The sequence below is a fragment of the Rhodoligotrophos sp. CJ14 genome, from assembly GCF_038811545.1.
GTDB lineage: Bacteria > Pseudomonadota > Alphaproteobacteria > Rhizobiales > Im1 > Rhodoligotrophos > Rhodoligotrophos ferricapiens.
The window spans coordinates 4,108,325-4,133,494 of the sequence record NZ_CP133319.1; the positions used below are offsets into that span (position 1 = coordinate 4,108,325).

A 25,170-nucleotide genomic window follows, 5' to 3' on the forward strand; every position below is an offset into this window, starting at 1 on the left:
CGATCACATCATCCCGGCGAGAATGCCTATTCCCGCAATCGACATGAGGCCACCAGCGGCGCGGGCCAATACGCGCTCATGGTTCTTACCGGCCCACCCGATCAGCAGCCCGATCCCGATCCCGCCGAGATGCAAGAGCCCTGTGGCACCCATGAAGCCAAGCCCATAGGTGAGGCCACTGGCGCTTTCCGGAATTTCGGTGCCATGCGCGTGTCCATGGAAGATGGCGAAGAGGCCGACAATGGCCATCACCGCCGCCAGTGGTGCCGGCATGCCGAGAGCGATGGCCGCGCCGAGAACGATGACCGACAATGCGATGCCGAGTTCGACGAAGGGAACATTGACGCCCCACATGCCGAGAACCCCGCCGACCGCCATGGCCAGGACAAAGCTCACCGGCACGAGCCAGAGCGCCCGCCCGCCGATCTGGTAGGCGACAATGCCGACCGCCAGCATTGCCAACGTATGGTCCATACCCGTGAATGGATGGAGGAAGCCGTGAACGAAGCCCGCCTCCGATCCGAGCCCCGTATGGGCGAAAGCGATGGACGGGTGAAACACAGCAGTGGCTGCAAGCAACAGCCAGGCCATCAAGCATCTCAACTTCATCAAAGATCTCCTGAGATGACAATCACGCAGCTGGGCCTACACCCGATGACTGCCAAGTTGCGCGGGGGCTGGTACTAGGTTACGCAGACGAAGTTTAAGCGCAGGTTACGATATGTACTATTTTATGAATGAGTAGATCTTGGTAAAATTTCCGAATACACAATATCTGTGTACGCACTTTATGCAGATTTATGCCGGCTATAATCATGGTGCTTGCTTAGGATTGAACTAGTGTGATCGTGACGCTTTGAGGCGAGGGTTGGGGATGTTGTCTAAAATGATAAGAGAAATGCTCGTTTGCCCGTGGAATATCGTTAAGCAATCACACACGCGGATCGCTCAGCGCGTGACCCCCGCTCGAAGGGCAATCGTTCCGCAATCACGGACAGTTGGATTTACAGCGACATCGGCTGCCTAGAGCATCCGGAGCGAACTGGATAGCGGTTCGCGTGGAGAAGATGCGATCGAGCAAAGGCGCGTGAGGCGCGTTTCGCTGGTCGAGGAAAAACGAAACGCTGCGAAGGCATTGCTCGATCGGATAATAGGAGTGTTCGTGAGCGCTTCAGCCGAAACGAAGAAGCCCTTGTTTTGGCCCTTGCGCTTGGGCGCTCCTGCGTGGTGGCGCTCGGCCCTGACCGGCCGGCTGGGCAGCAGCGTTCATGATGCGGAGATTGCAGGCATTGTCCTTGCCTTTCGTGTGCGCACCCTGATTCTGGCCATATTGGCGGTCTGGCTCCTGTTCAGCGTCGCATGGCCGCGCGATATCTACTATCTCACGATCGTCGCGCTCTTCTTTGTCCTGAGCTATGTGCCGTACCGGCTGCGATACCATCGTTTCGCAAAGCTGATCAAAGCGATCTTCATTGCCTTGGACGTGGCGCTGGTCACTGCTGCAATCCTCACACCACCCCTCGGCGGGCTTGCTGCGGACTGGCCGGTGCAGACCAGGCTGCGCGGTCAGGAATATCTCTATCTGCTTCTGCTCTTGGCAGAGGCCGTCCTGACCTATTCGCCCCTGCTGGTGATTTGGACCGGCCTTGCGATCTCCGGGATCTGGTCCTTCGGGGTGATGATTGTCTATTGGCTGCCCGGCACGACCCGCTTCTCCGACGTGACCGCAGGCAGTGGCTCCTTGTCCGATGGCGATGCGCTGCGGCTTGTCTTTGATCCGACCTTTGTCAGTCTGACCCAATGGTGGACGCAGCTCATTGTCACTGCGCTGCTCACCTTGATCATTGCGCTCGCCGTCTGGAGAAGCCGCGCCACGTTGATCGGCCAGGTTCGCGCCGAGGTCACCCGCAGCGATTTGGCGCGCTATGTGTCCCCTGATGTGGCTGAGGCAATGGCAAGTAAGGCGGATCTGGGCTTTGGCGAGCCGACAAGGCGCAATGTTGCCGTCATGTTCGCGGACATCATCGGCTTCACCGGCCTGTCCGAACGGCTGAGTGCCGAGCAGATTTTCGATCTTCTCCGCAGCTTTCAAACCAGGAGCTGCCGGATTGTCTTCGAGCATGGTGGCACCCTCGACAAATTCCTCGGCGACGGCTTCATGGCAACCTTTGGCGGGCTCGAACACCAGGCCGACGCCGCGCAGCGCGCGCTCTCCTGTGCATTGGCTCTGCAGGAAGAGATGAAGAAATGGAATGCCAAGCGGCGGCATCGGGCCGCGAGCGAGATCAAGGTTGCCATCGGCCTTCACTATGGCGAAGTGGTCGTAGGCAATCTCGGGGCCGACCGCCGGATCGAGTTCACAGTGGTCGGCGATGTCGTGAACGTGGCCAGTCGGCTGGAGGCCGCCACACGCGAACTCGGCGTGCGCATTCTGGTCTCGGATGCATGCCTCGCCGCGGCGGGCTTATCGGCTGCCGGCGAATTTGACCGGGTGCTGAACATATCGCTGCGTGGAAAGAGCAGCACGATCAGAGCGCATGCGAAAGGCACCGAGGAATTCGCACCCTTGATTGATCACCGATCAGGTGATCCCGGCTTGCTCAAGGGTGAGAGCCGCCCCACTGCCTGACATCGACGAAATGGCCTGCGATGGCTGCGGCCGCCGCCATGGCCGGCGAGACCAGATGGGTGCGCCCGCCCTTGCCCTGACGGCCCTCGAAATTGCGGTTCGAGGTGGACGCGCACCGCTCCTTCGGGTTCAGCTTGTCCGCATTCATCGCCAGGCACATCGAGCAGCCCGGCTCGCGCCAGTCAAAACCGGCCGCCTTGAAGATCTTGTCCAGACCCTCCTGCTCCGCCTGCAGCTTCACCAGGCCCGAGCCCGGCACCACCATTGCCTGCACCCGCTCCGAGACCTTGCGTCCCTCGATCACCCGCGCCGCTGCACGCAGATCCTCGATCCGTCCATTCGTGCACGAGCCGATGAACACCCGGTCCAGCGCGATATCCGTCACCCGGGTGCCCGCAGCCAGTCCCATATAGTCGAGCGCCCGCTGCATCGCCTCGCGCTTGTGCTCGTCCTCGACCCGCGAGGGATCGGGAACCTGCCCCGTCACCGACACAACATCCTCAGGGCTCGTCCCCCAGGTCACGATCGGCGGCAGATCCGCCGCATTCAGCCGCAGCTCGTAATCGAAATGGGCGCCCTCATCCGTATAGAGCCTCTCCCAATAGCGCCGCGCCAGATCCCATGCCGCACCCTTCGGGGCCCGCGGCCGGTCCTTGATATAGGCGAAGGTCTTCTCGTCCGGCGCGATCATGCCGGCCCGGGCACCGCCCTCGATCGACATGTTGCACACCGTCATCCGCCCTTCCATCGACAGGCTGCGGATCGCTTCCCCCGCATATTCCAGCACATGGCCCGTGCCGCCCGCCGTGCCGATCTCGCCGATGATCGCCAGGATGATGTCCTTCGCCGTCACCCCCTCCGGCAACCGGCCATCCACCACCACCCGCATGTTCTTGGCCTTGCGCTGGATCAGCGTCTGCGTGGCCAGCACATGCTCGACCTCGGAGGTGCCGATGCCATGCGCCAGCGCGCCGAACGCCCCATGGGTCGAGGTATGGCTGTCGCCGCACACGATCGTGGTGCCCGGCAGGGTGAAGCCTTGCTCAGGGCCGATGATATGCACGATCCCCTGGCGCTTATCGACCTCGTTGAAATATTCGATGCCGAAATCGCGGGCATTGCGCGCCAGCGTCTCGATCTGGGTCGCCGATTCCGGATCATCGATCCCGTGGCTGCGGTCCGTGGTCGGCACATTGTGGTCAACCACCGCCAGCGTCTTCTCCGGCGCCCGGACCTTGCGCGCCGTCATCCGCAATCCCTCAAACGCCTGCGGGCTTGAGACTTCATGGACGAGGTGCCGGTCGATATAGAGGAGACAGGTGCCGTCTTCCGTCTGGTCGACCACATGATCGGCCCAAATCTTGTCGTAAAGCGTCATCGGTGCCTTCATTGCTCTCCTCCCGGGCGGAATGCCGTGGCGGGCATTTTCATGAAGCGCGCGGCCGAGCTGCGCAGATGCGTGCGCATAGCGTCTTCGGCTCTTTGGCCATCGCCCGCCAGGATGGCTTCGGCAATCGCGATATGCTCCTGCATGGATTTTGTGACGTCTTCCGGCGACATCAACCGGCGCAGCTGGAACATCACCACGGGCAGGGCCATCTGATCGATCAGCTTGCTCAGCTGCGCATTCCCGCTGATCTCCATGATGACCCGGTGCAGCAGCCGGTTGGCCTCGATGAATTCCTGGGAGGAGGTGAATTTGCGAGAGGCCTGCGGCGCCCAGATTTCTTCGAAACGCCGCCTGTTATCCCGCAGATCGATCTTCTTCGCCGCAAGCTGTGCCGCGAGCCCTTCCAGCATTTCCCGGATCTCGAAAATCTCCGCGATCTCGTCCCGGGAAAACCGCCGCACCGAGGCACCGCGGTTTGTGGTGAGCTCGATCAGCCCTTCCGCAGCCAACCGGCGGAAGGCCTCCCGCAGCGGGCCGCGGCTCACCCCGATCTGCTCGATGATCTCGCGCGAAATCAGCCGCTGACCCGGCGCGAATTCGCCCGCCAGGATCCCGCGGCGGAGATAGTCCACAACGAGATCGACGGTCTCCCCCCGCCGCTGGTCCAGCTCGATCGCCTCCATCTCACGCATTCAGCCAGTTCTCCTTCCGGTTCAGTTCTAGCAGCTCTTTTAGATTGACGGAACATCGAGTCGGACAATATTGTCCTACAAAACAAGCAAAAAATTTACCAGTCGGCGCCCGCCCGGGCAGACGGCTCGAGGAACAACCAGGAGGCTGATGTGGAACTTGCGTCACCCGACGAACACCGGCTGCTGCGCGATACTGTCCGCGCGTTCATCGAGCGCCACCTTCGTCCTCATGAGGCCGCTGTCGATGCGGCCGACGATATTGATCCTGGTTTGCTGAAGGAGTTGCGTCAGGAGGCCCGCAGGGCAGGGCTCTATGGTTACAACATGCCCGTCGAGCTGGGCGGGCCGGGTCTGATGATCGCCGCGCAATGCGTCATCGACGAGGAGATGGGCAGCACCAGCATGCCGCTGGGGGAGGCGATCGGGCATCTTCCGGGATCCCTACGCGCCTGTGACGAGGAGCAGCGGGAATGGCTGCTGAAGCCGGTCATGGCCGGCGAGATGACCGTGGCCTACGCCCTGACCGAACCGGCTGCGGGCTCCGATCTTTCCGCCCTCCAGACCCGCGCTGAGAAAGTTGATGGCGGCTGGCGCCTCACGGGCAGCAAACAGTTCATCTCGAATGCTGAGCATGCGGACTATATCATCGTCCTTGCGGTAACCGATCGTTCCGCTCCACTGAAAAGCAAGCTCACAACCTTTCTCGTCGATCGGCACAATCCGGGCCTCGTCTTCACCCGGCGCTTCCGGAAAATGGGTTGGAAGGGTTATCACCTCTCGGCCTTCTCGCTCGAGAACTGCTTCATCCCCGATGCCAATGTGCTAGGCGGGGTGGGCGAGGGCTTCAAGACCATTATGGCGACGGTCAACAACGACCGCCTGTTCGTCGCCTGCCGCTGCATCGGCATCGGCCGCACCTTGATGGAATATGCCATCCCCTATGCGCGCGAGCGGGTGACCTTCGGCAAGCCGCTGGCAGAGCATCAGGCGATACAGTTTCAGATCGCCGATTGCGATGTCGAGCTCGACGCGGCCCGGCTGCTTGCTCAGAAAGCCGCTCATCTCGCCGATGCGGGCGATCCCGGTTTCCGCATTGCTGCCTCTCGCGCCAAGCTCTTTGCCAGCGAGACCGCCGGCCGCATCGCCGACCGGGTCCTGCAGATCTTCGGCGGTGCTGGCTTCATGTGCGATCTGCCCATCGAACGCTTCTATCGGGACGTGCGCGGCTTCCGCATCGGCGAGGGGACCTCGGAAATGCAGCGTATTCAGATCGCACGCAGCATCCTGGCCTGAGGCGAGCGATGTTCGACACCGCGATCATCGCCCAGACATTGCTGCTCTCCCTGACTGTCGCCGGCCTCTATGCGTCGGTGGCCTCGGGCCTGACGCTCGAATTCGGGGTGACGCGCATCATCAATTTCGCCCATGGCGAATTTGTCATGCTCGGCGCATTCATAACCTACTTCCTGGACACGCTTTACGGCGTGCCGCCGGTGATCGGAATGCTCGTCGCCGGCATCGCCATGGCGGCCCTGTCCCAGCTCGTCTTCTGGGCATTCCTGGCGCGCGTCCTGCGTCAGGACGAGCACAACCAGATCCTGGCGACCCTCGGCCTCTCCATACTGATCCTCAACCTTGCTGTCATCTGGTGGAGCCCGGATTCCCGCGCGCTGCATGGACCATCGCTGCTGCCATCCCTGCACCTTGGTGGCGTGACCATCCCCGGCAACAACCTCCTTGTGCTGCTGGTGGGGGTTATTCTCTATATCGCCCTGATTTCGTTCATCTCCTTCACCCGCTATGGCGTTCAGTTGCGCTTGGCAAGCGATGATCCCGAGCTTGCCGTGCTTTCAGGCGTGAATGTCAACCGCATGTTCGGCGTGTCCTTCGTCATCGGCGGGTTCACGGCCGGCATCGCCGGCGGCCTCGTGGCGCTTGTCCTCTACGTTCAGCCGAGCGTAGGCCTCGATCTGGTCGTCCGCGCCTTCGCCATCGTCGCCCTTGCCGGGCTCGGCAGCATCCCCGGTGCGATGATCGGCGCCGTGCTGCTGTCGATTGCCGAAGGTCTGACCAGCACCTTCGTCTCGCACGGAGCGAGCTGGAGCTATGGAGTAGCCTTCCTCGTGATCGTGCTGGTGCTGCTCGTCCGCCCGACGGGTCTCTTCGGCAAGGAAATGCGCGCATGAGATCCCCGGCCGTGCGCGTTCTGACCTATCTGGCGATCGCCATTATTGGCTGCGGCATAGCACTCTTTGCCCAGCCGTTCTGGGTGCAGCTGTTCATCGGCATCATGATCTCGGCGATCATGGCGCTGGCCTGGGACATCCTGTCGAGGACCGGGCAGGTGTCCCTCGGCTCCGCGGCCTTTTTCGGGGTCGGAACCTATTCCGTGGCGCTGCTTGCCGAAGTGCTTGGCACAGCGCTCGCCTGGGCCAGCGTCGTCGTGGTCTGCGGCGTGCTTGCGGTGCTGCTGGGCTTGCTCACCTTGCGCCTGCGCAAGATGTATTTCGCCATCGCCACCATGGGCCTCACCCTCTCGATGCAAGTGGCTGTCCTGGTGTTCAGCGATTGGACCGGCGGGTCGGGCGGGGTCATCCCGCCGCTGCTCATGGGCGGTGATCCCGTCCATCAGCTTTTGGCGATCACCGCCCTGCTGGTGATCGCGGCCATGGTCTCGGATTTCTTCCTGTCACGCCGGATGCGCCCCGCTTTGTTCCTGGTGCGGACCAACCCGGCCCTCGCCGCTGCCTCGGGCATTCCGGTCGTGCGGCTGCGCATCATCGCCTTCACCATCTCAGGCATCCTCGCCGGCATAGCCGGTGCCTGTTATGGCGGCCTCTATGGCTATGTGGTGCCCACCGACGTCTTCAACCTGAACTGGAGTGTCCTGCCTCTGGCGACCGTCATCCTCGGTGGCATGGACACGACCCTCGGGCCGCTGCTGGGCGCTCTCGTGATCAGGGCGCTGGAGGAAACCGCTCGCACCGTGATTGGCGGCGTTGGCTATCAGGTTGTCTACGGCGCGGTGATCATCCTGTTCGTGGTGCTCATGCCCACCGGCATCGTCGGCCTGTTCAACCGCATTCTCAACTTCGCGAGGCAGAGGTCATGAGCGCGCTGGCGACCCGCAACGCCGTGGTCTCGTTCGGCGGCCTGAACGCGGTCAACAATGTGTCGCTGGTCTTTGAACAGGGCCAGATCACCGGGCTCATCGGCCCGAACGGATCGGGCAAGAGCACGCTGGTCAACCTCATCTCGGGGCAGATCCCGCCAACCGCCGGCGAGGTCTTCCTGGGCGACACCAAGATCAGCGTCCTGCGCCCGGATCAGATCGTGGCGCAGGGGCTCGCCCGCACCTACCAGATCCCGAAGGTGCCGCCGGAGCTGACAGTCGAAGAAGTGATCAGTGTTCCCTTGATCTATGTCGGGCGGCGCGACCGGCTGATCAATGGCCTCACCGACGAGCGGTCGATTGCCGATTTCTGCGGTCTCATGCCGGTGTTTCGCAGGCCCTGCGCCCAGCTTTCCGTACCGGATCTGCGCCGGCTGGAGATTGCCCGCGCGCTCGCCTGCGGCCCCTCCGTGCTTCTGCTCGATGAGGTGATGGCGGGACTGTCCCATGAGGATGCTTATCAGGTCGTCCGCATCATTCGGCAGATCCATGCAGCCGGGCTGACCATCGTTATCATCGAGCATGTGATGCGCATCATTGCCGACCTCTGCGGGGGCGTGGTGGTGCTCAACAATGGTTCGGTCCTGGCGCGCGGCACCCCCGAACAGGCGCTCAGCGATCCCGCGGTGCGCGAGGCCTATCTCGGCAAGGGCTTTGCGTTATGAGCACCTTTTCCGTCTCCATAGCCCATGCACGTTACGGCAAGCTCGTTGTGCTCGATGCTGTCGAATTCTCCGTTGAGCCCGGCGAGATGCTGGTCGTTCTGGGCTCCAATGGCGCAGGGAAATCCACCACGCTACGTGCCCTGATCGGAACGGTTGCATGCGCAAGGCGCGAGCTGACCTTGCGCGGGGAAAGGCTCGACCGCTTGCCATCCTGGCAATTGCCCCTGCGCGGCATATCCCTCGTTCCCGATGGCGCCCGCTGCTTCCCGAACTTGAGCGTCATGGACAATCTGATCGGTCCCTATGTCGCGACCCATTCGGGACGGGCCGGCAAGCCAAAGGGCGAGCTGCTCGAGCACGTTTTCGCGCTGTTTCCCGTGTTGCATGCTCGCTCCGAGTCCGCAGCGGGCACCTTGAGCGGCGGCCAGCGGCAGATGCTCGCCGTGGGTCGGGCGCTGATGACCGAGCCCAATGTGCTGCTGCTGGACGAGCCTTCCGCCGGACTTGCGCCGAAGATCGTCGAGGACCTGTTCACAGCTCTCGCCAGGATCAAGGCCGAGCAAGAATGCGCCATTGTCATGGCCGAGCAGAGCGTCGGCTATGCGACCAAGGTCGCCGACCGCTGCCTGGTGCTGGAGGAGGGCCATGTCGCCCTGTCCGGTCCAATGGACACGGTCACCAAGGATGAGCGCCTGCGAACGGCCTATCTCGGTTTGTGAACGAGGAGGAGTGATGCCCAGGGTATCGGATGACGTTGTGATTGTGGGGATCGGCGAGACCCCGGTCGGCAAATTGCCGGGCTATCAGCCGGTGCAAATCCAAGCCTGGGCCGTGCAGAACGCATTGGCCGATGCCGGCCTCGGACTGCGCGATGTCGACGGGCTGATCAATCTCGATCCCTATGCCATCCCGAACAGCATGTTCGCGACCACCTTGTCCGAATATCTCGGGATCAAGCCCACCTTCATGGCAACCGTCGACGTCGGCGGCACCGTCACCGGCATGACGATGCTGCAGCAGGCGGTCTGGGCCATCACCTCCGGCTATTGCGAGGTCGCTGTGGTGGTTTATGGCGAGAACACGAGAACCGGCCGGCCCGAGAACACGCAAGGCCTGTTCATGCACACCCTTATGGGCGGTGAGGAATGGGAGGAGCCCTTCGCCGTTCAGGGCATGGTTGTGCCCTATGCCTTGGTTGCTCAGCGCTATTTCGATCAATACGGCGCAGGGGTCGACGACTTGGCTGCGGTTGCCACCACCACCCGCGCCCATGCGCTGCTGAACGACAATGCGCAGATGAACAAGCCCATGACGGTGCAGGATCATCATAATAGCCGCATGATCAGCACGCCGTTGCGCATGCTGGATTGCTCGCTGGTCTCCGACGGCGGTGGCGCCCTGGTCCTCACCAGCCGCGCCAGGGCCCGCGCCCTTGGTGCCCGCCCGGTGGCGATCCGCGCGATGGGCATGAAGATGACCCACAACTCGATTGCGCAACTGCCGGACCTTGAGCAGTTCGGCATGGCCGATGCTGCCCGCGACGCCTACGAATCCGCAGGGATGGGGCCTGAGGACATGGATGTCGCGGAGCTCCACGACGCCTTCACCATCTCTGTGCTCGTCACGCTCGAAGCCATCGGCATGGCCCGACCTGGCGAGGCAGGAGCCTATGTGCGCTCCGGCGCGACCTCTCTCGGCGGACGCTGCCCCGTGAACACTCATGGCGGCCTGCTCTCCCAGGCGCATATCGGCGGCATGCTTCATCTGACCGAGGCCGTGCGGCAACTCAGGGGCGCGGCGGGCAGGCGCCAGGTGGAGGGCGCCAAGCGTGCGATCGTCAGTGGCAATGGCGGCGTTTTCTCCGTCTGCGGTGTAGCGATCTTCGAGGCGGCATGACGACCATGAGCGAATTCACCTATTTCGCAATCCTGCCCAGGCCAACGGTTGATTCCGAGGAGTTCTGGGCGGGCTGCAATCGCGGGCAGCTGCTCTTGTCCAAATGCGGCGCCTGTGGCCACCGCTTTTATTATCCGCGGCGCCTGTGCCCCGCCTGCGGTTCGAATGATCTCGGCTGGGAGGAGAGCGCGGGCAGGGGCACGGTCTTCTCCCATTCGGATGTGCATGTCTCGTTCTATGGCCCCTCCTGGGAATCGCAGCTTCCCTACACCGTCGTTCTGGTGGATCTCGACGAGGGCCCGCGCATGCTGAGCCGCATGGCCAAATCCGACGCCCCTCCCGTCCGCACCGGTGATCGCGTGCAGGTCAGCTTCATCGAGGTTGACGGCCAGAAGCTTCCATTTTTCGAGCGCGCATAGAGAGGGCACCAGCATATGGCAACCCGGTCGCAAATCTCCCGTCTCGTCAGCCCTCAGAGCATTGCTGTGGTGGGGGCGTCTCAAGCAGCGAACAAGCTTGCCGGTCAGGTCATCCCCGCCCTCGCGCAGGGCGGTTTCAAGGGCCGCATCTATCCCATAAATCCTCGCTATGAAGAGGTTGGCGGGCACCGCTGTTACCCGTCGGTTGCGGCTCTTCCGGAACCGGTCGATCACTGCATCATCGCGGTGGCGAAGGAACGGGTGCCGGCGGTCTTGAGCGAATGCCGGGAGAAGGGGGTGGGCAGCGCGGCCATCTTCTCATCGGGCTATGCGGAGACCGGCACCGATGGCAAGTCGGCGCAGCAGGCGCTGGTGGAGGCGGCAGGTGACATGCCCTTCATCGGACCGAACTGCATGGGCATGGTCAATCTCATCGACCATGTGGTTGCAGCACCCGCGCCCGTCTTTGCCCGCGACGGTGCCGAGATGGGCGATGTGGCCTTGCTCTCCCAAAGCGGCGGATTGGCTTATGCGACCATCGCCTTTTTCGCCGTCCAGCAGGGTATGCGCTTCAGCTATGTCGTGAATACCGGCAATTCGGCGGGAGTGTCCTTCACCGACCTCATCGATTTCGTGAACCGCGATGATGCCACCCGTGTCATCCTGGCGGTTGCCGAAAGCGAGGCCGTTGTCGCCGAAATCGTCCAAGCCAGCCGTCGCTTTGGCCTTCCCAAGCCGATCGTGCTCCTGAAGCTCGGCCGTGGTGAGACGGGTGCGCGCATGGCGCTCTCCCACACGGGTTCGCTGGCTGGCGATTATCGCCTGGTGCGCGACTTGGCTGAGCAGCATGGCATCATCTGCGCCGATGACATCGATGAAGCCTTGGGGATCGCCGATCTCGTGCGCCGGGGCTTCACGGCGGCCAATGCCGACGGGATTGCGGCGCTGTCCATCTCTGGCGGAAATGTCACCCTGTTTGCCGACCAGGCCGATGCCTATGGGTTGACCTTTGCTGAGTTGGACCCTGCGATCGAGGCGCGTCTTGGCACCGTGCTTCCCGATTACATCTCCGTCCATAACCCGATCGACATCACCGCGCTCGGCTATGAGCAACCCGAGCTCCACAGCCAGGTCTTCGACGTGCTCATCGAGGATGCCTCGGTGCGCACGCTCGTGCCCATCATCACCACCGCCGTGGATTACACGCCCGTCTGTGTTCAGCTCGCTGATCTCAAGCAGCGCACCGGCGCATCCCTCATCGCCCTATGGACGGGAGGCTCCTATGAGAGCCGGTCGAAGGACATTCTGCGCGAGGCAGATATTCCCATCTTCCATTCCGCCGGCACCCTCGCGCGGTCGCTCGCCGCAATGAAACGGGCCAGGCCCACTGCGAAGGAGGAGACCCCGCAGCACGAGCGGAACGGCCTTGCTTTGCCCGACGGCGCTGGGCCTTTGCGAGAGAGTGAGTCTCTCGCCTTCCTGCAGCAGGGCGGTGTGCCCGTGCCGCGCTGGCGGCTTTGCCCGCGCGCAGAGCTGGCCGCGGCTTGCAAGGAGGTCGGCTATCCCGTCGTCATCAAGGCCGATGCGGACGAGACCCATATCTCCGATCGCGGCGGTGTCATTCTGGGGATCACCGACGAGATCGCGCTGAACGAAGCCGGGCCGCGCATCGATGCCCTCGCCGGTGGGCAGCTGCTCGTTTCGCAATTTCTGCCGGGCGAGGAATTGATCGTATCGAGCTTTGAGCATCCGGAGTTCGGCCTGGTGATGATGATCGGCTCCGGCGGTCGCCTGACCGAGCTGGTCAAGGACGTGGCTTTCATTGCGCTCCCGGCCAGTAGAGAAACGGTGAGGGCAACGCTCACCCGAACCCTGATCGGGAATGCCCTCGCCAAGGGCTTTCGCGGCATGACCGGCTTCGAGGCCGCGCTCGAATTTCTCGAGAGATTTGCCGATTTGGCCATGGCCTCGCGCGGAGTGGTGAGCCAGATCGAGCTCAATCCGGTGACTGTCGGCCCCCACGGAGCTGCCGCGGTCGATGCGGCCGTTCAGCGAGCACGATGATAACCAGAGGAGGGAACACCATGAAGTGGATCAGAACCGCTTTGGGCATCGGCGTGGCCATCGCCCTCGGCGCCATGTCGACGATCAGCGCCAGCGCCCAGGAAGGCGAGCCGATCAAGATCGGCGTGCCGATGCCTTTGACTGGGCCTCTGGCGCAGGCAGGCCAGCTCATTCTGCAAGGCATCGAGTTCGCGACCAAGGAGGCGAACGATGCCGGCGGCCTGCTAGGTCGCAAGATCGAGCTGGTGATCGAGGATACCAAGAGCGAGCCGAACACGGCGGCGACGATCGGTGCGAAGATGGCGACACAGGATAAAGTCTTCGCCTTTGTCGGCGGCTATGGCAGCACCTCCGATATCGCTCTTTTGCAGAGTGTTCGCAGATATTCCCCCATCTTCGTGCATGCGGCCTCCTCTTCGACCAAGATCGAGCAGGCCTTCGGCAAGGAAGATTGGTATTTCCACGTCTATATCTGGGATTATCACCGCCAGAAGGCGGCCACGCGCTTCTTCGAGAGCATCACCCCCAAGCCGAAGACCGTCGCCATCGCCTATGAGGATGGTCTTTACGGGTCCGACGCTGCCCGGTTCAGCGAAGAATATCTGCCCAAGGGCGGCTTCGACATCGTGATGCGCGAGCCCTTCAAGGGCGGCAGTCCGGACTTCTCCTCGATCCTGACGAAGGTGAAGTCGCTCAATCCGGACGTCTTCTTCCTGGTTGCTTATTCCGGTGACAATATCCAGGTCGCACGCCAGATCCGTGATCTCGACATCAAGCCGAAGCTTCTCCTGATCGTTTCCGCGGGCGAGAAGCGCACCGATTTTGGTGATTTCGGCCCGGGCGTCGCCGTGATTGGAGAATGGGCCCGCGAGCAGAAGACCGAGGGACTGCAGGATTTCATCCAGCGCGCGGAAGCCTTTCTGCCGGGCGACGTGCCCGTCCAGGCGCCGGTGGTGCAGGGCTATACCGCTATGCTGACTCTGATCGAAGGAGTGAAGGCGGCCGGTTCCTTCGATCGGGACAAGGTCCTGAAGGCCCTTGCCGAGCAGACTTACAACTCGCCTTACGGTCCGATCAAGTACAAGCCCTCGGAAGGCGGCGCCAAGCACCAGCTGCTGACCGACGAGAATATGATCGCTTGGCAGTACAAGAACGAGGGTCAGGCCGTGGTCTGGCCGCCAGAGAAGGCGAGCGGTCAGCTGCAATATCCCGCGAACTGAGGCGGAGGACCAGACCATGACGGCGCCCGTCATATGGGAACGGCGCGACCACATCGCGCTCGTGACCCTGAACGATCCCGAACGACGGAATGTGTTGTCTCGCGCTCTTGTCGGCGCGCTGCGGCACTGCCTCGATGAGATCGAAAGCAGCGATGTCCGGGCGATCGTCATCACTGGGGCCGGAAAGGCCTTCTGTGCTGGCGCCGATATTCGCGACCTGCTCGAAGCCGGCTGGATGGAAGGCCGCGCCGATGGCCCCGATCCCATCGACATCTTCGAGCAGCTCGATAAGAGCCCACGGTTGACACTCGCGGCCGTTAACGGCGTGGCCTATGGCGGCGGCTTCGAGCTGACCTTGTGCTGCGATGTGGTGATCGCCGCCGACCGCGCGACTTTCGCCATTCCCGAGGTGAGGCACGGGGTTATTCCCAACACCGCGCTCGCCCGCCTGGCGCCGATCATCGGCCGCAGGCAGGCGCTCGATCTCGCATTGACGGCCCGTCCGCTCTCGGCGGAGGAGGCGCAGGCTTTGGGCCTGGTTAAACAGATAACCGCATCGGACGGTCTCATCGACATAGCGGTCGACCTCGCCCGAAACATCACCGGTGCGGGCTCTCCCGGCGCGATAACGGCGATCAAATCGGCGCTGCGCCAGCACACGCCCACCGATTGGAAGCAGGTTCGGCAGAGCCTGCTTGCGGTGCCCCCAGCGGAATGGCGCGAGGGCCTCAGCGCCTTTCTCGAAAAGCGTCCGCCTGATTATCAGCGCTTCTGGAGCAAGAGATGAGAAGTCACGACCAATTCGACGTCGTCGACATCCACCATCACGTTGGTCGCCTCGATGCTGTGGCCCGCGCCTCCGGCGGCGGCAGCGCGCCCTCGCTTGAGGACGATATCGCCGCCCGCCTGCGCTATATGGATGATCATCACATCGCCGAAGCGGTCATCATGCCGGCGAATGGCTATCCAGCGCCGAATGGTCTGGAGGATACGAAGCGCGTCAACGACTTCGTTGCCCGATACCGGGATCGCCATCCTGACCGCTTCACGGCCGCTCTGGGCACGGTCAGCCCTCTTGAGGGTGACGGGGCTCTGGATGAGATCGATCGCTGTCTCACCGAGCTCGGGATGAAAGCGATCGTATGGCACCACCGGTTTCAGGGCACCGTACTCGATCATCCGATGATGGACGCGTTCCTCGACCGGCTCAAGCAGCACGGCGTGCCGGCCTTCGTGCACATCATCGCCGATTCAACCCTGGAATCTCCCTGGCGCCTTGAGATCCTGGCCGATCGCCACCCGGATCTCACCTTCGTGGCTCTCGACGGCTTCTCCTCCCCCGATCAAGCCCATTGGATGACCTATCTCGCGTCCAAGCACCCGAATATCATCTTCGATACCGGCGTCATGATCTCGGTCGCCCATCTCGTCGAAAGCTTCGTGGCGCGCATCGGTGCGCATAGGCTCCTGCTTGGGACCGATTTCTACTCGTTTCCGAAACTGTTCAACCACCCATTTCCCATCTACGAGCTTTTGAGCTCTTCGCTTACCGACGAGGAATGTGCAGCGATCCTGGGTGGAAATGCGCGCGCGCTATTCGCCGGATCTCAGCCGAACAAAGGGACCTCCCATGCCTGACCCGACCCTGAAGCAGCGGCTTCAGCGAAAAGAGTTCATTCTGGCGCCCGGCGTCTACGATCTGATCTCCGCACTTGTCGCCGATGGCATGGGATTTCCCGCTTTGTACATGACGGGATATGGCACTGTTGCCTCCTATCTCGGCCTGCCTGACGCGGGACTTGCCACCTACACTGATATGCTCGCACGTGCCTCCGCCATCGTCGAACGCATCAAGACACCCCTTATTGCCGATGCAGATACCGGCTATGGCGGTCTCTTGAATGTGCGCCACACGGTGCGCGGCTACGAGCGAGCCGGCGTGACGGCTGTTCAGATCGAGGATCAGCATTTCCCGAAGAAATGCGGTCACACAAAGAACCGGCGGGTGATCCCGAAATCAGAGATGGTCGACAAGATCAAGGTGGCCGTTGATTCACGGCACAGTCCTGATCTCCTGCTGATCGCGCGCACGGATGCCCGCACGGCGCATGGTCTTGAGGAAGCCCTGGAACGGGGCCATGCCTATGCGGAGGCCGGTGCCGATATTCTGTTTATTGAATCCCCCGAAACCGAAGAGGAGCTGGCGCGGATCGGCGCAAGCTTCTCCATTCCTGTGCTCGCCAACATGGTGGATGGGGGCCGCACGCCCATCCTGAAGGCTGACCAGCTGCGGGCGCTCGGCTTCTCCCTCGCCATCCACCCCGGTCTGGGATTTCTGGCGGCCGGCGGCGTTTTGCGTGAGGTTTATACCTATCTCAAGCGGACGGGCACGAGCACCGGTCACGGTCTGCCCTTCTATCCCTTCGAGGAGTTCAACAAGCTGATCGGCTTCGAGGACATCTGGGCTTTCGAGGAGAAATATCGGCAGGACTGAATATCCTCACCAGCGAGCATCTTGATTAAACGCGACGATAACGGCCGATTGCCACATTGCGGAGCGTCTTTGCTCGGATGAGACTGGCACGTCACGGGCGTTAGCCCTTCCCCGCGAGGTGCCACATGGCCGAGAGATCCCGCGCAATTTCACTCGATGAGCCGCTGAGCATTCCCGATGGAACGGAGCAAACGCCGCGGGTGCTCCACTGGTACGATTTCCTCTGCCCGTTCTGCTATGTCGGCCAGCAGCGCAACACGATCTTCGAGAATCACGGGTTCGAAGTCGTGGATATTCCCTTCGAGGCTCATCCCGATATTCCACGCGGTGGGCGCGTCGTGGGCGAGCGCACAGGCCCGATATATCCGCATATCGAAGCGGAGGCGAAAGCGGCGGGCCTCCCTCTTGTCTGGCCGGATCGTCTGCCGAACACCCGCATGGCTCTCGCTGCGGCAGAATGGACGAGGCGGCATGCTCCGCAGAGCTTTCGAACGTTCGAGGCGGCCCTCTTCGCCGCGCATTTTGCTCATCGTGAGGATATCGGCGACCGCGAGGTCATCGACCGGCATGCAGCTGAAGCGGGCATCGACATTGCGGAGATGCATGCCGCACTGGAGGATGGCAGGGCCAATCTGCTGGTGGATCAGTCGGAAATGCTGGGCCGTCGGCTGGGTGTTCGCGGCACGCCCGCATGGTTCACCTCAGGCCACCTGATCCCCGGGCTTTATCCACGCGAGCAGTTCGAGCAGTTTGTGCAGGCGCTGACGGCTCAGCGCTAGAGCATTTCCTAGGCGCCGGAAGGCGCTGTTCAGCGGCGTTCACCCACGGAATCTTGGCTCGCTGGCGACCGGGCCTGATGGGCCTGGCGCATGGCCTGCAACTCCTTTGTCCTCCGGCGAACGGCTTCAATGGCGGCCTGATACTCGGCGACGATCTTGTCTGGATCGCTGGCCGGACCCTGTAAATGCGAGGGAGCACGCTCCATCATCGAGACCTCTTGCTTGGAGTGAGTGAAATGCGAACACCTATTGCGCCGTGCGGGTTGCGCTTGTGGTTTGCGAAATGGACGCCGTGACAACGCCGCGGGTGAGACTCGCAGCGCATGAAAAACAGATAGTTTCGAGTGGGCCGATTTACGACAATCCCGCGACAGGAAACCGCGGGCTGAGGCGCGTGCCCCGGGTCGGCATCTCGACCGACCGGGAGCCGCTACAGCATTTTCGAGCGAAGTGAAGATGCCTATTTCTACTTGGGATCCGACGCGCGGTCCTTCATCCAGTCTTCAAGCCAGGTGGTGTGCACGTTGCCCGCGCGAACGTCGGGAGCGCCCAAAAGCGCCTTGTGCAGGCTGCGGGTCGTCGCAATACCCTCGATCTGCAGTCCGTCGAGAGCGGCCTCGAGCCTGACCAGCGCATCGGCCCGGTCCCGTCCATAGACGATCAGCTTGCCAATCAGCGAATCATAGAATGGCACCACCTTGTAGCCGGCAAACAGCATCGTATCGAACCGCGCGACATCCTCGTGCGGAACGGTCAGCGCCGAGACCGTGCCGGGCGAGGGCATGAACATGCGGTCGGGATTTTCCGCATTGATGCGCACCTCGATCGCATGGCCCTTTGCCTGGATATCTCTTTGGGAGAGCCACAGCTTCTCACCGCCCGCAATGCGCAATTGCGCCTGCACGAGATCGATGCCGGTGATCATTTCGGTGACGGGATGCTCGACCTGAATGCGGGTATTCATCTCGATGAAGAAGAACGCGCCCGTTCCCTCATCATAGAGATATTCGAGTGTGCCTGCGCCTCGATAGCCGACACGCGTGGCAAGCGCCACGGCGCTCTCGCATAAGGCCTCTCGCGTTGCTGGCGGAAGCGCTGCGGCCGGGGCCTCTTCCCACACCTTCTGACGCTTGCGCTGCAGCGAGCATTCCCGTTCGAACAGATGAACGACACGCTCGCCATCGCCCAGGACCTGCACCTCTACATGCCGCGCACGCGGAATATAGCGCTCGAGATAAAGGGCATCATCCCCGAATGCCGCACGGGCTTCGGCCTTGGCCTGCGGGATGAGAGAGGACAGCTCGTCGGCGCTGCCCGAAATGCGAATGCCGCGCCCGCCGCCGCCCGCCCGCGCCTTGATCATCACGGGATAGCCGATCTCGCGCGCGACCGCTTGCGCCTCCTGGGCATCGGCCACATCGCCTGTGCTCCCGGGAACCACCGGCACGCCCGCGGCAATGGCCTCGGCCCGCGCTGCAGATTTATCGCCCATCTTGCGAATGGTCTCGGCCGTGGGGCCGACAAAGGTCACCCCCATCCGCTCGACCTGCTCGACGAAATCTGCGTTTTCCGACAAAAAGCCATAGCCCGGATGCACCGCGTCCGCCCCGCTGCTGCGGATCGCATCGAGCACCGCCGGAATATTGAGATAGGATTGGGCAGCTGGCGCGCCACCGAGGACCACCACCTGGTCCGCCATGCGCGCGGCCAGCATGTCGGTATCGGCCTCGCTCGCCGCCTGCACCGTGCGGATGCCCAGCGCCTTCGCCGCGAGGATCACCCGCACCGCAATTTCACCGCGATTGGCGATGAACAGGGTCTTGATCGTCATGGGGTCACGTGAGCTCGGCGATCGGCTGGTCCGCATCCACGGCATCGCCGTCCGCCACCAGGAATTTCACGACTGTGCCGCCTTCCACCGCCTCGACGGGGTAGAAGGATTTCATGACCTCGACGAGGCCAATGGTTGCGCCGGCCTCGATCGCACCGCCTTCTTCCGCGAAGGGCGGCTCGGCAGGCGAGGGGCGGCGATAGAAGACGCCGGGGAGGGGTGCGAGAACCTGCTTGCTCATGACTGAAGTCTCTCCTCTCAGGCCGAAATCAGCGTTTCGCGAACGCACAGCCGGGTTAGTTTTGCTGCCATTTCCTGCGCTTGCTCGACCGACACAAGCCGGAAATGCAAGATCTCTCCAGGCTTGGTCTGGCCCAGTTTCCAGAATGCCGCAGATGGCACCGTATAGGGATTGATGAAGCCGCCCATCGATGGCCCGTCATTCACCAGGATGATCGGCGTCTGGCCGGCGAGGTTGATCGCGCCGAGCGGATAGCCGTGATCGATGATATTGGCCGGCAGCGAGCCATGCTCCGGCGGCTTGTTGTAAGCCTTTTCCGCGAAGGTCCATTCCGGCCCTTCCAGCCGAAAGCCGGTGCGGTCTGACTTCGAGGAAACCCGCCAGTCCGCGGTGAGGAAGCGCTCCTGTCCGGCCGCATCGATCCAGTCATCGTTCGGCCCGGCGCAGACCTCGATATCCCACACCTTGTCGGTCCGGATGGCCGGGCGCGCCTCAGGGGGCACCATCAGCCCCGGCGTGCCGCGGGCCTCAGCCACGGGCAGGCTTTGTCCGGCCTTGATCGCATGGCCGTCAATGCCGCCCACTCCAGCCTTGTGGAATGTCGAGCGTGAGCCAAGCCTCTCGTCATTGGCGAACCCGCCAGCGACCGCGAGATAAGCGCGCGCGCCCACACGCGCTGCACCCATGACCAGCTCCTGTCCGGCCTTGACCGGCACCGACTGCCACATAGGCAACGGCTCGCCATCGAGGGTCGGGCGCATATCGGCGCCGCACACCGCGATCACCATGTCCCGGTCGAACCGAAGCGTTGGTCCTAGCATCTGGCATTCAAGCCCGGCCGCGCCGGGCGCATTGCCCACCAGCACATTGGCCATGCGGAACGACCAGCTATCCATCGGCCCTGACGGCGGGAACCCCTGGTTCCAATAGCCAAGCCGCCCCGGATAATCCTGAATTGAGGTTTCGAGGCCAGGTTTTACGACCGTGATCATTGCACCTTCGCCTTTCCATTGAGCTTGGTGAGCCAGCGCTTGTAATCCGCGACGACAAAGGTCTGGTACTCGACCACGTTATAGGTGTAGGTGCCCGCCGCGACCTGCTCCGCGACCGCGTCATAATCCTCGCGGGTCACGGGAATGAAGCGGATCCGGTCACCCGGCCTGAACAGGCAGAGATCACCCTCGAAGGCAGGGTTGACCCCGGACTGATCCCAGATCGGCACGGGCGTGCGCGCAAAGATCTGATACCCGCCCGGCGTCGCCACCGGATAGATGGAATTGGCGGCACCCCCGAGGCCGATCGCACCCTGCGGTGTGTTGGTGCGAGGCGGGTTGTATTTCGGCGCGGTGAACCGAGCGCGCGGATCAAGCGGCATGAGGAAGGGCAGCCCTGGCCAGAAGCCCAGCGATGCCACCCAGAATTCCGATGATGAGTGCAGCTGCACGAACTGGTTCACGTCCTTGAGCCCGTTCTCCTGAACGATCAGCTCGGGATCCGGCACCTTGTCGGCGATCCGTGCGCGATAATCCGCGACACACTCCGCGCACCACGGATCGAGATAGAGGGTCGGGAAATAGAACAGCCGGCTCGGCAGCCTGATGTCATCCGACGGACCCAGCGCCCCCACGAGGCCGGAAAGCTCCCGGACCACATCATGATAGGAAATGCGCTCCGGCTCGTAATGGACGAGCAGAGAGGCAAAGCACGGTGCGGTTTCGATAATCCCCGAGATGCCGGCCTCCGCCACGGCGCTGGCTAGTCCCTGCGCCATGAAGTTGAGGTCGAGGTTCATCTCATTCCCGAATTCGATCAGGATATACCTGTCTCCTCCCGGGAGAAATCTCGGCTGCTCATAGATCACAGTGGTTCTCCCCTCTCGTCTCGGCTAGCCCTTGCATAGAATGTTCAGTGGCGATCAGCGGCGGGCACGACGCCAGCCTATCGCCGATGGCTCTGAAGATCAGCCCTGTCGATGCCATCATGCCTTCCAAGACTGGCGGTCAGCGCGTGACGGATGCGGCCCGGTAGCGGTCGAGCACCACGCCGCCCACCAGCACCACGCCGAGCACGATCATCTGATAGTTTGACCCGATCCGCAGCAGGTCCATGCCATTCGCGAGCACCGTGATGAAGATCACCCCGAGCAGAACGCCCGGCACGGTTCCCTCGCCACCACGCAGCGAGCAGCCGCCGATCACCGCCGCCGCGATCGAGTTGAGCGGGAATTCACCGCCCAGCAATGGCTCGCCCGATGACACCCGCGCGGTCAAAAGCCATCCCGAGAAGGCCGTGATGGTCGAGCAGATCACATAGGCCAGAATGAGCTTCCGATTGACCGCGACGCCCGCGACCACCGCCGATTTGATATTTGATCCGATGGAATAGAGATACCGTCCGAAGCGCATATGGTGCATGGCAAGCCACACGGCCGCCAGCGCCGGCAAGGCGAGGATCAGCGAGGTTGGCAGGCCCAAGATCTTGCCCGAGCCGATCTCATAGATGAATGTCCGCGGAAGGCCCCCCACCTGCACCCCTTGTGAGATGACCAGGGTAAAGCCTTTGAAAATCGAGGCCGTGGCGAGCGTCACGATGAAGGCATTGACCTTCAATATGGCGACGCCGAGACCATTTATCAGCCCGCAGATCAACCCGATGATGATGGCTGCACCGAACCCGAGAACGATGGCGAACGCCTCCATGTCCGGATAGGCGGCGGCCACCGCGACCATCACCTTGGCCGTGATCACCGATGTGAGGGCCACGACCGCCCCGACCGACAGATCGAACCCGCCGGCCACCAGTACGATCATCTGCCCCAGAGCGATGAGCATCAGGAACACGCCCTGCTGGCTCATGTTGAGCAGGTTCATTGTGCTGAGGAACCGGCTGTTTCCGAACTGGAAGACGATGATCATCAGCAAAAGGATGATCGGCAGCGCGCCGAAGCGCATCAGGGTGCCGCTGATGGCACTACCCGTTGTGCGGGGATGTCCCGCGGTGGTGCGCAGGTCGGTCATCTCGACACTCCTCTTTGGGAAGCGGCACTCGCACCGGGATAGAGATCTTCCGGTGCGCTCTGCGGTTTTTCGCCGAAGGCATAGGCGACCACGGCCTCCTCGCGCAAACCGCTCTTGGGTAATTCGGCAACCAGCTCGCCGGCATGCATCACATAGGCCCGATGCGCGAGGTGAACGAGTTCTTGCAAATCCGAGGTGATCAGCAGGATGGCGGCGCCCTCCGAACAGAGCCGCTCGAGCTGCCGATAGAAATCGAGCCTCGCGCCCACGTCGATACCGGCGGTCGGCTCCTCGAAAACATAGACCTTCCGCGGTCGCGACAATGCGCGCCCCAGCACCACCTTCTGCTGATTCCCGCCGGAGAACTGCGCCACCTTCTTGGTTGGATCGGGCGGCGCGACATTGAGGGCCTGGAGGAGATTGGCGACCAGCCCCGAGAGGCTACGGCGGCGAATAAAGCCGGACCGGGCATATTGCGGCTCGGTCAGCACCTCCACCGTCATATTCTCAGCCACCGAGCGGTCGAGCGCCAGCGCCTCGCCCCGGCGATCCTGCGGCAGGTAGATGAGGCCCTTTTCCAGCATGCGTGCCGGGGCGGGATCGCGTACCTCCTGCCCATCGAGCTGGATCTTGCCCTGCGTTAATGGCCGCAGTCCGAAGATCGCGCGCGCGAGCTCCGACTTGCCGCACCCGACGAGCCCACCCAGGCCGACAATCTCGCCCGCATGCACTTTGATCGAGACGGCCTTGACGCTCTCACCCGAGCTGAGGGATTGGGTTTCGAGCTTCACCGGCCCCGGCTTGTGCGGAATGTCGGGATAGAAATGAGCCATCTCGCGCCCGACCATATCCGCGATGAGCCGGTCATTGCTGACCTCCGCCAGGCGGTAATGGCCCGCCATGCGTCCATCGCGCAGGATCGTCACCACATCGCCCAGCCGGCGAATTTCCTCCATGCGATGGCTGATATAGAGGATTGCCCAGCCCTCGTCGCGCAGCTGCCGCACGATCTCGAACAGACGCTCGGACTCATCATGGCTCAGCGATGCCGTCGGCTCGTCCAGAATGAGCGCGCCGGGTCGGCCGCCTAAGGCGCGTGCAATTTCAAGTAGCTGCTGTTCAGCCCGCGCGAGGCTGTCGACCCGCGCCGTGGGGCGAAAGTGCAGATTGAGCTTGGCGAGCGCATCCATGGTCTCCGCCCGCAGGCGCTTGCGGTCGACGAGCCCGCCTCTGACGGGCTCACGCCCGAGACCGTAATTTTCCTCCACCGTCATCGCCGGCGCGAGGCTGAAATCCTGGAGCACGGCATTGATGCCCGACGCCCTGGCTTCCGCCGGTGTCATATAGGGCGCGGGCACACCATTGAGCTTGCGCTCGCCTTCATCCAGCCTGTTCACACCCGTCAACAGGCTGACGAGTGTGGACTTGCCCGCGCCATTTTCGCCCAGCAGCATGTGTACCTCGCCTCGGCGCAAGGCCAGCGAGACATCCTTCAGAGCGGCGAAGCTGCCATAGAACTTGGATGCATGAGAGAGCGAGATCAGCTCCTCGCCCTCTCTCATCCGGCTCGCGACTGCGGTCATTTGCCTTCGGTCAAATTGAAGACGACCTTGAAGTCCTTGGGCGCGAACATGTCCGTATATTCGAAATTGTTCAGCGTCTCGGAGGTGACCATCTGCGGCTTCGGTCCAGCCCGCTTGGCAAGCAGTTCCTTGCCCTCCAGGAGCCTCAGCACCATGTCGACCGCAAGTCGGCCCTGCAGCGTGGTGAAGTCGGTGGGCGAAGCCTTGGTCGCGCCTGCCTTGATGTCCTCATAGACCGGCGGGATGATATCGAAGGCAGCGACATTCACCTTGTCCGCGAGCCCGGCATTGCGCACGGCGATAGCACCCGCCTCGGCCGCGATGTCGACCCCGACCACCCAGTCGATATCCTCATAGGTCAGCAGCGCGTTGGAGATCAGGTCGAGCTGCACGTTGAGGCCCGTATCCCCGCGCCGCGTGACGACCACTTCGACCTGCGATCCTTTGATCGCGTCATTGAAGCCGCGCACCGCGTCATCCGACCATCCAGCACCCTGCGGCCCGGGGAAGAAGCCCACTTTCAGCGGTTTGCCGCCGGATTGGTCGACGATATATTTGCCCGTCGTGTAAGCAAGATCATAGAAGCTGACCAGCGCGTGTCCTGAAACGGACGGCTCGTTCACCCCATTGACGAAATCGATGACCGGGATGCCGGCATCCGTGGCCTTCTTGACCAGGGCGCCGACGCCGTCCGCGCTGATCGCGCCCAGGATGATGCCGTCAGCCCCTTGCGCGATGCAATTGTCCATCTGTGAAAGCTGAGTGGACAGATTGGTATAGCCGCCCGCCTCATAGAGGGTCATGGATGTCTTGGTGCGCTTGATCTCGTCCGCGACACCGTAATTGGCGGCCACCCAGTAGCTGTCCTTGAGGTGCGGGAACAGCACGCAGATATTCCACGGCTTGCTGATTTCATTGGCCTGGATCAGCGGCCATTCCGCATCTTTCTTACCCTGGTCTGTCACCAGCTCGACCGGAATGCTGGTCGCCGCATCCTGTGCCCATGCGCCAGACGGGACCAACGCGCTTGCAACGAGCAGAAGCGCGAGCTTCGCAACCATACTCTTCATGATAACTC

The 25,170-nt window shown here is 62.5% G+C and carries 25 protein-coding genes; 14 read left to right on the top strand and 11 right to left on the bottom strand.

Annotated elements, in window-relative coordinates:
• Positions 1–3: 3 nt before the first annotated feature.
• A complete protein-coding gene (locus RCF49_RS19140) occupies positions 4–609 on the bottom strand; it encodes a HupE/UreJ family protein (RefSeq protein WP_342641381.1) in 606 nt (201 codons plus the stop codon).
• Positions 610–1,162: 553 nt separating this feature from the next.
• Here RCF49_RS19140 and RCF49_RS19145 point away from each other — a divergent pair.
• A complete protein-coding gene (locus RCF49_RS19145; RefSeq protein ID WP_342641382.1) occupies positions 1,163–2,629 on the top strand; it encodes an adenylate/guanylate cyclase domain-containing protein in 1,467 nt (488 codons plus the stop codon).
• Here RCF49_RS19145 and leuC read toward each other — a convergent pair.
• Both leuC and RCF49_RS19155 read right to left on the bottom strand, forming a co-directional pair.
• Positions 2,601–4,019: a 3-isopropylmalate dehydratase large subunit gene (gene leuC, locus RCF49_RS19150; protein ID WP_342641383.1), complete on the bottom strand. Its 1,419-nt coding sequence runs from the start codon at positions 4,017–4,019 to the stop codon at positions 2,601–2,603. The genes RCF49_RS19145 and leuC overlap by 29 nt on opposite strands.
• Entirely contained in the window at positions 4,016–4,711 is a 696-nt protein-coding gene (locus RCF49_RS19155) for a GntR family transcriptional regulator (RefSeq protein ID WP_342641384.1), read from the bottom strand. The genes leuC and RCF49_RS19155 overlap by 4 nt, the downstream gene beginning before the upstream one ends.
• Positions 4,712–4,861: 150 nt before the next feature.
• On the opposite strand from RCF49_RS19155, the gene RCF49_RS19160 reads away from it, so the two are divergent.
• The 13 genes from RCF49_RS19160 to RCF49_RS19220 all read left to right on the top strand — a co-directional run bounded on the left by RCF49_RS19160 (position 4,862) and on the right by RCF49_RS19220 (position 17,420).
• Positions 4,862–6,004, top strand: a complete 1,143-nt coding sequence (locus RCF49_RS19160) for an acyl-CoA dehydrogenase family protein (RefSeq protein ID WP_342641385.1) — start codon at positions 4,862–4,864, stop codon at positions 6,002–6,004.
• Between the two features lie 8 nt (positions 6,005–6,012).
• Positions 6,013–6,897 carry a branched-chain amino acid ABC transporter permease gene (locus RCF49_RS19165; RefSeq protein ID WP_342641386.1) on the top strand — a complete coding sequence of 295 codons (885 nt, stop codon included), beginning with the start codon at positions 6,013–6,015 and terminating at the stop codon, positions 6,895–6,897.
• Positions 6,894–7,823 carry a branched-chain amino acid ABC transporter permease gene (locus RCF49_RS19170; protein WP_342641387.1) on the top strand — a complete coding sequence of 310 codons (930 nt, stop codon included), beginning with the start codon at positions 6,894–6,896 and terminating at the stop codon, positions 7,821–7,823. The genes RCF49_RS19165 and RCF49_RS19170 overlap by 4 nt, the downstream gene beginning before the upstream one ends.
• Positions 7,820–8,548, top strand: coding sequence for an ABC transporter ATP-binding protein (locus RCF49_RS19175; RefSeq protein WP_342641388.1), 729 nt, complete (start codon positions 7,820–7,822; stop codon positions 8,546–8,548). Before RCF49_RS19170 ends, RCF49_RS19175 begins: the two co-directional genes overlap by 4 nt.
• Positions 8,545–9,267, top strand: coding sequence for an ABC transporter ATP-binding protein (locus RCF49_RS19180; protein ID WP_342641389.1), 723 nt, complete (start codon positions 8,545–8,547; stop codon positions 9,265–9,267). Before RCF49_RS19175 ends, RCF49_RS19180 begins: the two co-directional genes overlap by 4 nt.
• A gap of 13 nt (positions 9,268–9,280) precedes the next feature.
• Positions 9,281–10,444 (top strand): thiolase family protein, encoded by a 1,164-nt coding sequence (locus RCF49_RS19185; RefSeq protein WP_342641390.1) that lies wholly within the window; start codon positions 9,281–9,283, stop codon positions 10,442–10,444.
• Positions 10,441–10,863, top strand: coding sequence for a Zn-ribbon domain-containing OB-fold protein (locus RCF49_RS19190; RefSeq protein ID WP_342641391.1), 423 nt, complete (start codon positions 10,441–10,443; stop codon positions 10,861–10,863). Before RCF49_RS19185 ends, RCF49_RS19190 begins: the two co-directional genes overlap by 4 nt.
• Positions 10,864–10,878: 15 nt before the next feature.
• Positions 10,879–12,927 carry an acetate--CoA ligase family protein gene (locus RCF49_RS19195; protein WP_342641392.1) on the top strand — a complete coding sequence of 683 codons (2,049 nt, stop codon included), beginning with the start codon at positions 10,879–10,881 and terminating at the stop codon, positions 12,925–12,927.
• Between the two features lie 20 nt (positions 12,928–12,947).
• Positions 12,948–14,147 carry an ABC transporter substrate-binding protein gene (locus RCF49_RS19200; protein ID WP_342641393.1) on the top strand — a complete coding sequence of 400 codons (1,200 nt, stop codon included), beginning with the start codon at positions 12,948–12,950 and terminating at the stop codon, positions 14,145–14,147.
• Positions 14,148–14,163: 16 nt separating this feature from the next.
• Positions 14,164–14,934: an enoyl-CoA hydratase/isomerase family protein gene (locus RCF49_RS19205; protein ID WP_342641394.1), complete on the top strand. Its 771-nt coding sequence runs from the start codon at positions 14,164–14,166 to the stop codon at positions 14,932–14,934.
• Positions 14,931–15,785 carry an amidohydrolase family protein gene (locus tag RCF49_RS19210; RefSeq protein WP_342641395.1) on the top strand — a complete coding sequence of 285 codons (855 nt, stop codon included), beginning with the start codon at positions 14,931–14,933 and terminating at the stop codon, positions 15,783–15,785. Before RCF49_RS19205 ends, RCF49_RS19210 begins: the two co-directional genes overlap by 4 nt.
• Positions 15,778–16,641 (top strand): isocitrate lyase/PEP mutase family protein, encoded by an 864-nt coding sequence (locus tag RCF49_RS19215; RefSeq protein WP_342641396.1) that lies wholly within the window; start codon positions 15,778–15,780, stop codon positions 16,639–16,641. Before RCF49_RS19210 ends, RCF49_RS19215 begins: the two co-directional genes overlap by 8 nt.
• A 125-nt stretch (positions 16,642–16,766) precedes the next feature.
• Positions 16,767–17,420, top strand: a complete 654-nt coding sequence (locus tag RCF49_RS19220; protein WP_342641397.1) for a DsbA family oxidoreductase — start codon at positions 16,767–16,769, stop codon at positions 17,418–17,420.
• A 29-nt stretch (positions 17,421–17,449) separates the two neighbouring features.
• On the opposite strand, the gene RCF49_RS19225 is transcribed toward RCF49_RS19220, so the two are convergent.
• From RCF49_RS19225 to torT, 8 genes are all read right to left on the bottom strand, one after another.
• Entirely contained in the window at positions 17,450–17,629 is a 180-nt protein-coding gene (locus RCF49_RS19225; RefSeq protein ID WP_342641398.1) for a hypothetical protein, read from the bottom strand.
• A 257-nt stretch (positions 17,630–17,886) separates the two neighbouring features.
• Complete coding sequence (locus RCF49_RS19230; protein WP_342641399.1) at positions 17,887–19,251, bottom strand: acetyl-CoA carboxylase biotin carboxylase subunit; 1,365 nt, start codon at positions 19,249–19,251, stop codon at positions 17,887–17,889.
• Positions 19,252–19,255: 4 nt separating this feature from the next.
• Positions 19,256–19,492: an acetyl-CoA carboxylase gene (locus RCF49_RS19235; RefSeq protein ID WP_342641400.1), complete on the bottom strand. Its 237-nt coding sequence runs from the start codon at positions 19,490–19,492 to the stop codon at positions 19,256–19,258.
• 17 nt (positions 19,493–19,509) lie between these two features.
• Positions 19,510–20,484 carry a biotin-dependent carboxyltransferase family protein gene (locus RCF49_RS19240; RefSeq protein WP_342641401.1) on the bottom strand — a complete coding sequence of 325 codons (975 nt, stop codon included), beginning with the start codon at positions 20,482–20,484 and terminating at the stop codon, positions 19,510–19,512.
• On the bottom strand, positions 20,481–21,353 hold the full coding sequence (locus RCF49_RS19245; RefSeq protein ID WP_342641402.1) for a 5-oxoprolinase subunit B family protein: 873 nt from the start codon (positions 21,351–21,353) through the stop codon (positions 20,481–20,483). The genes RCF49_RS19240 and RCF49_RS19245 overlap by 4 nt, the downstream gene beginning before the upstream one ends.
• Before the next feature lie 139 nt (positions 21,354–21,492).
• Entirely contained in the window at positions 21,493–22,509 is a 1,017-nt protein-coding gene (locus tag RCF49_RS19250) for an ABC transporter permease (RefSeq protein WP_342641403.1), read from the bottom strand.
• A complete protein-coding gene (locus tag RCF49_RS19255) occupies positions 22,506–24,092 on the bottom strand; it encodes a sugar ABC transporter ATP-binding protein (protein ID WP_342641404.1) in 1,587 nt (528 codons plus the stop codon). The genes RCF49_RS19250 and RCF49_RS19255 overlap by 4 nt, the downstream gene beginning before the upstream one ends.
• Positions 24,089–25,162, bottom strand: a complete 1,074-nt coding sequence (torT, locus tag RCF49_RS19260; RefSeq protein WP_342641405.1) for a TMAO reductase system periplasmic protein TorT — start codon at positions 25,160–25,162, stop codon at positions 24,089–24,091. Before torT ends, RCF49_RS19255 begins: the two co-directional genes overlap by 4 nt.
• Positions 25,163–25,170: the final 8 nt, after the last annotated feature.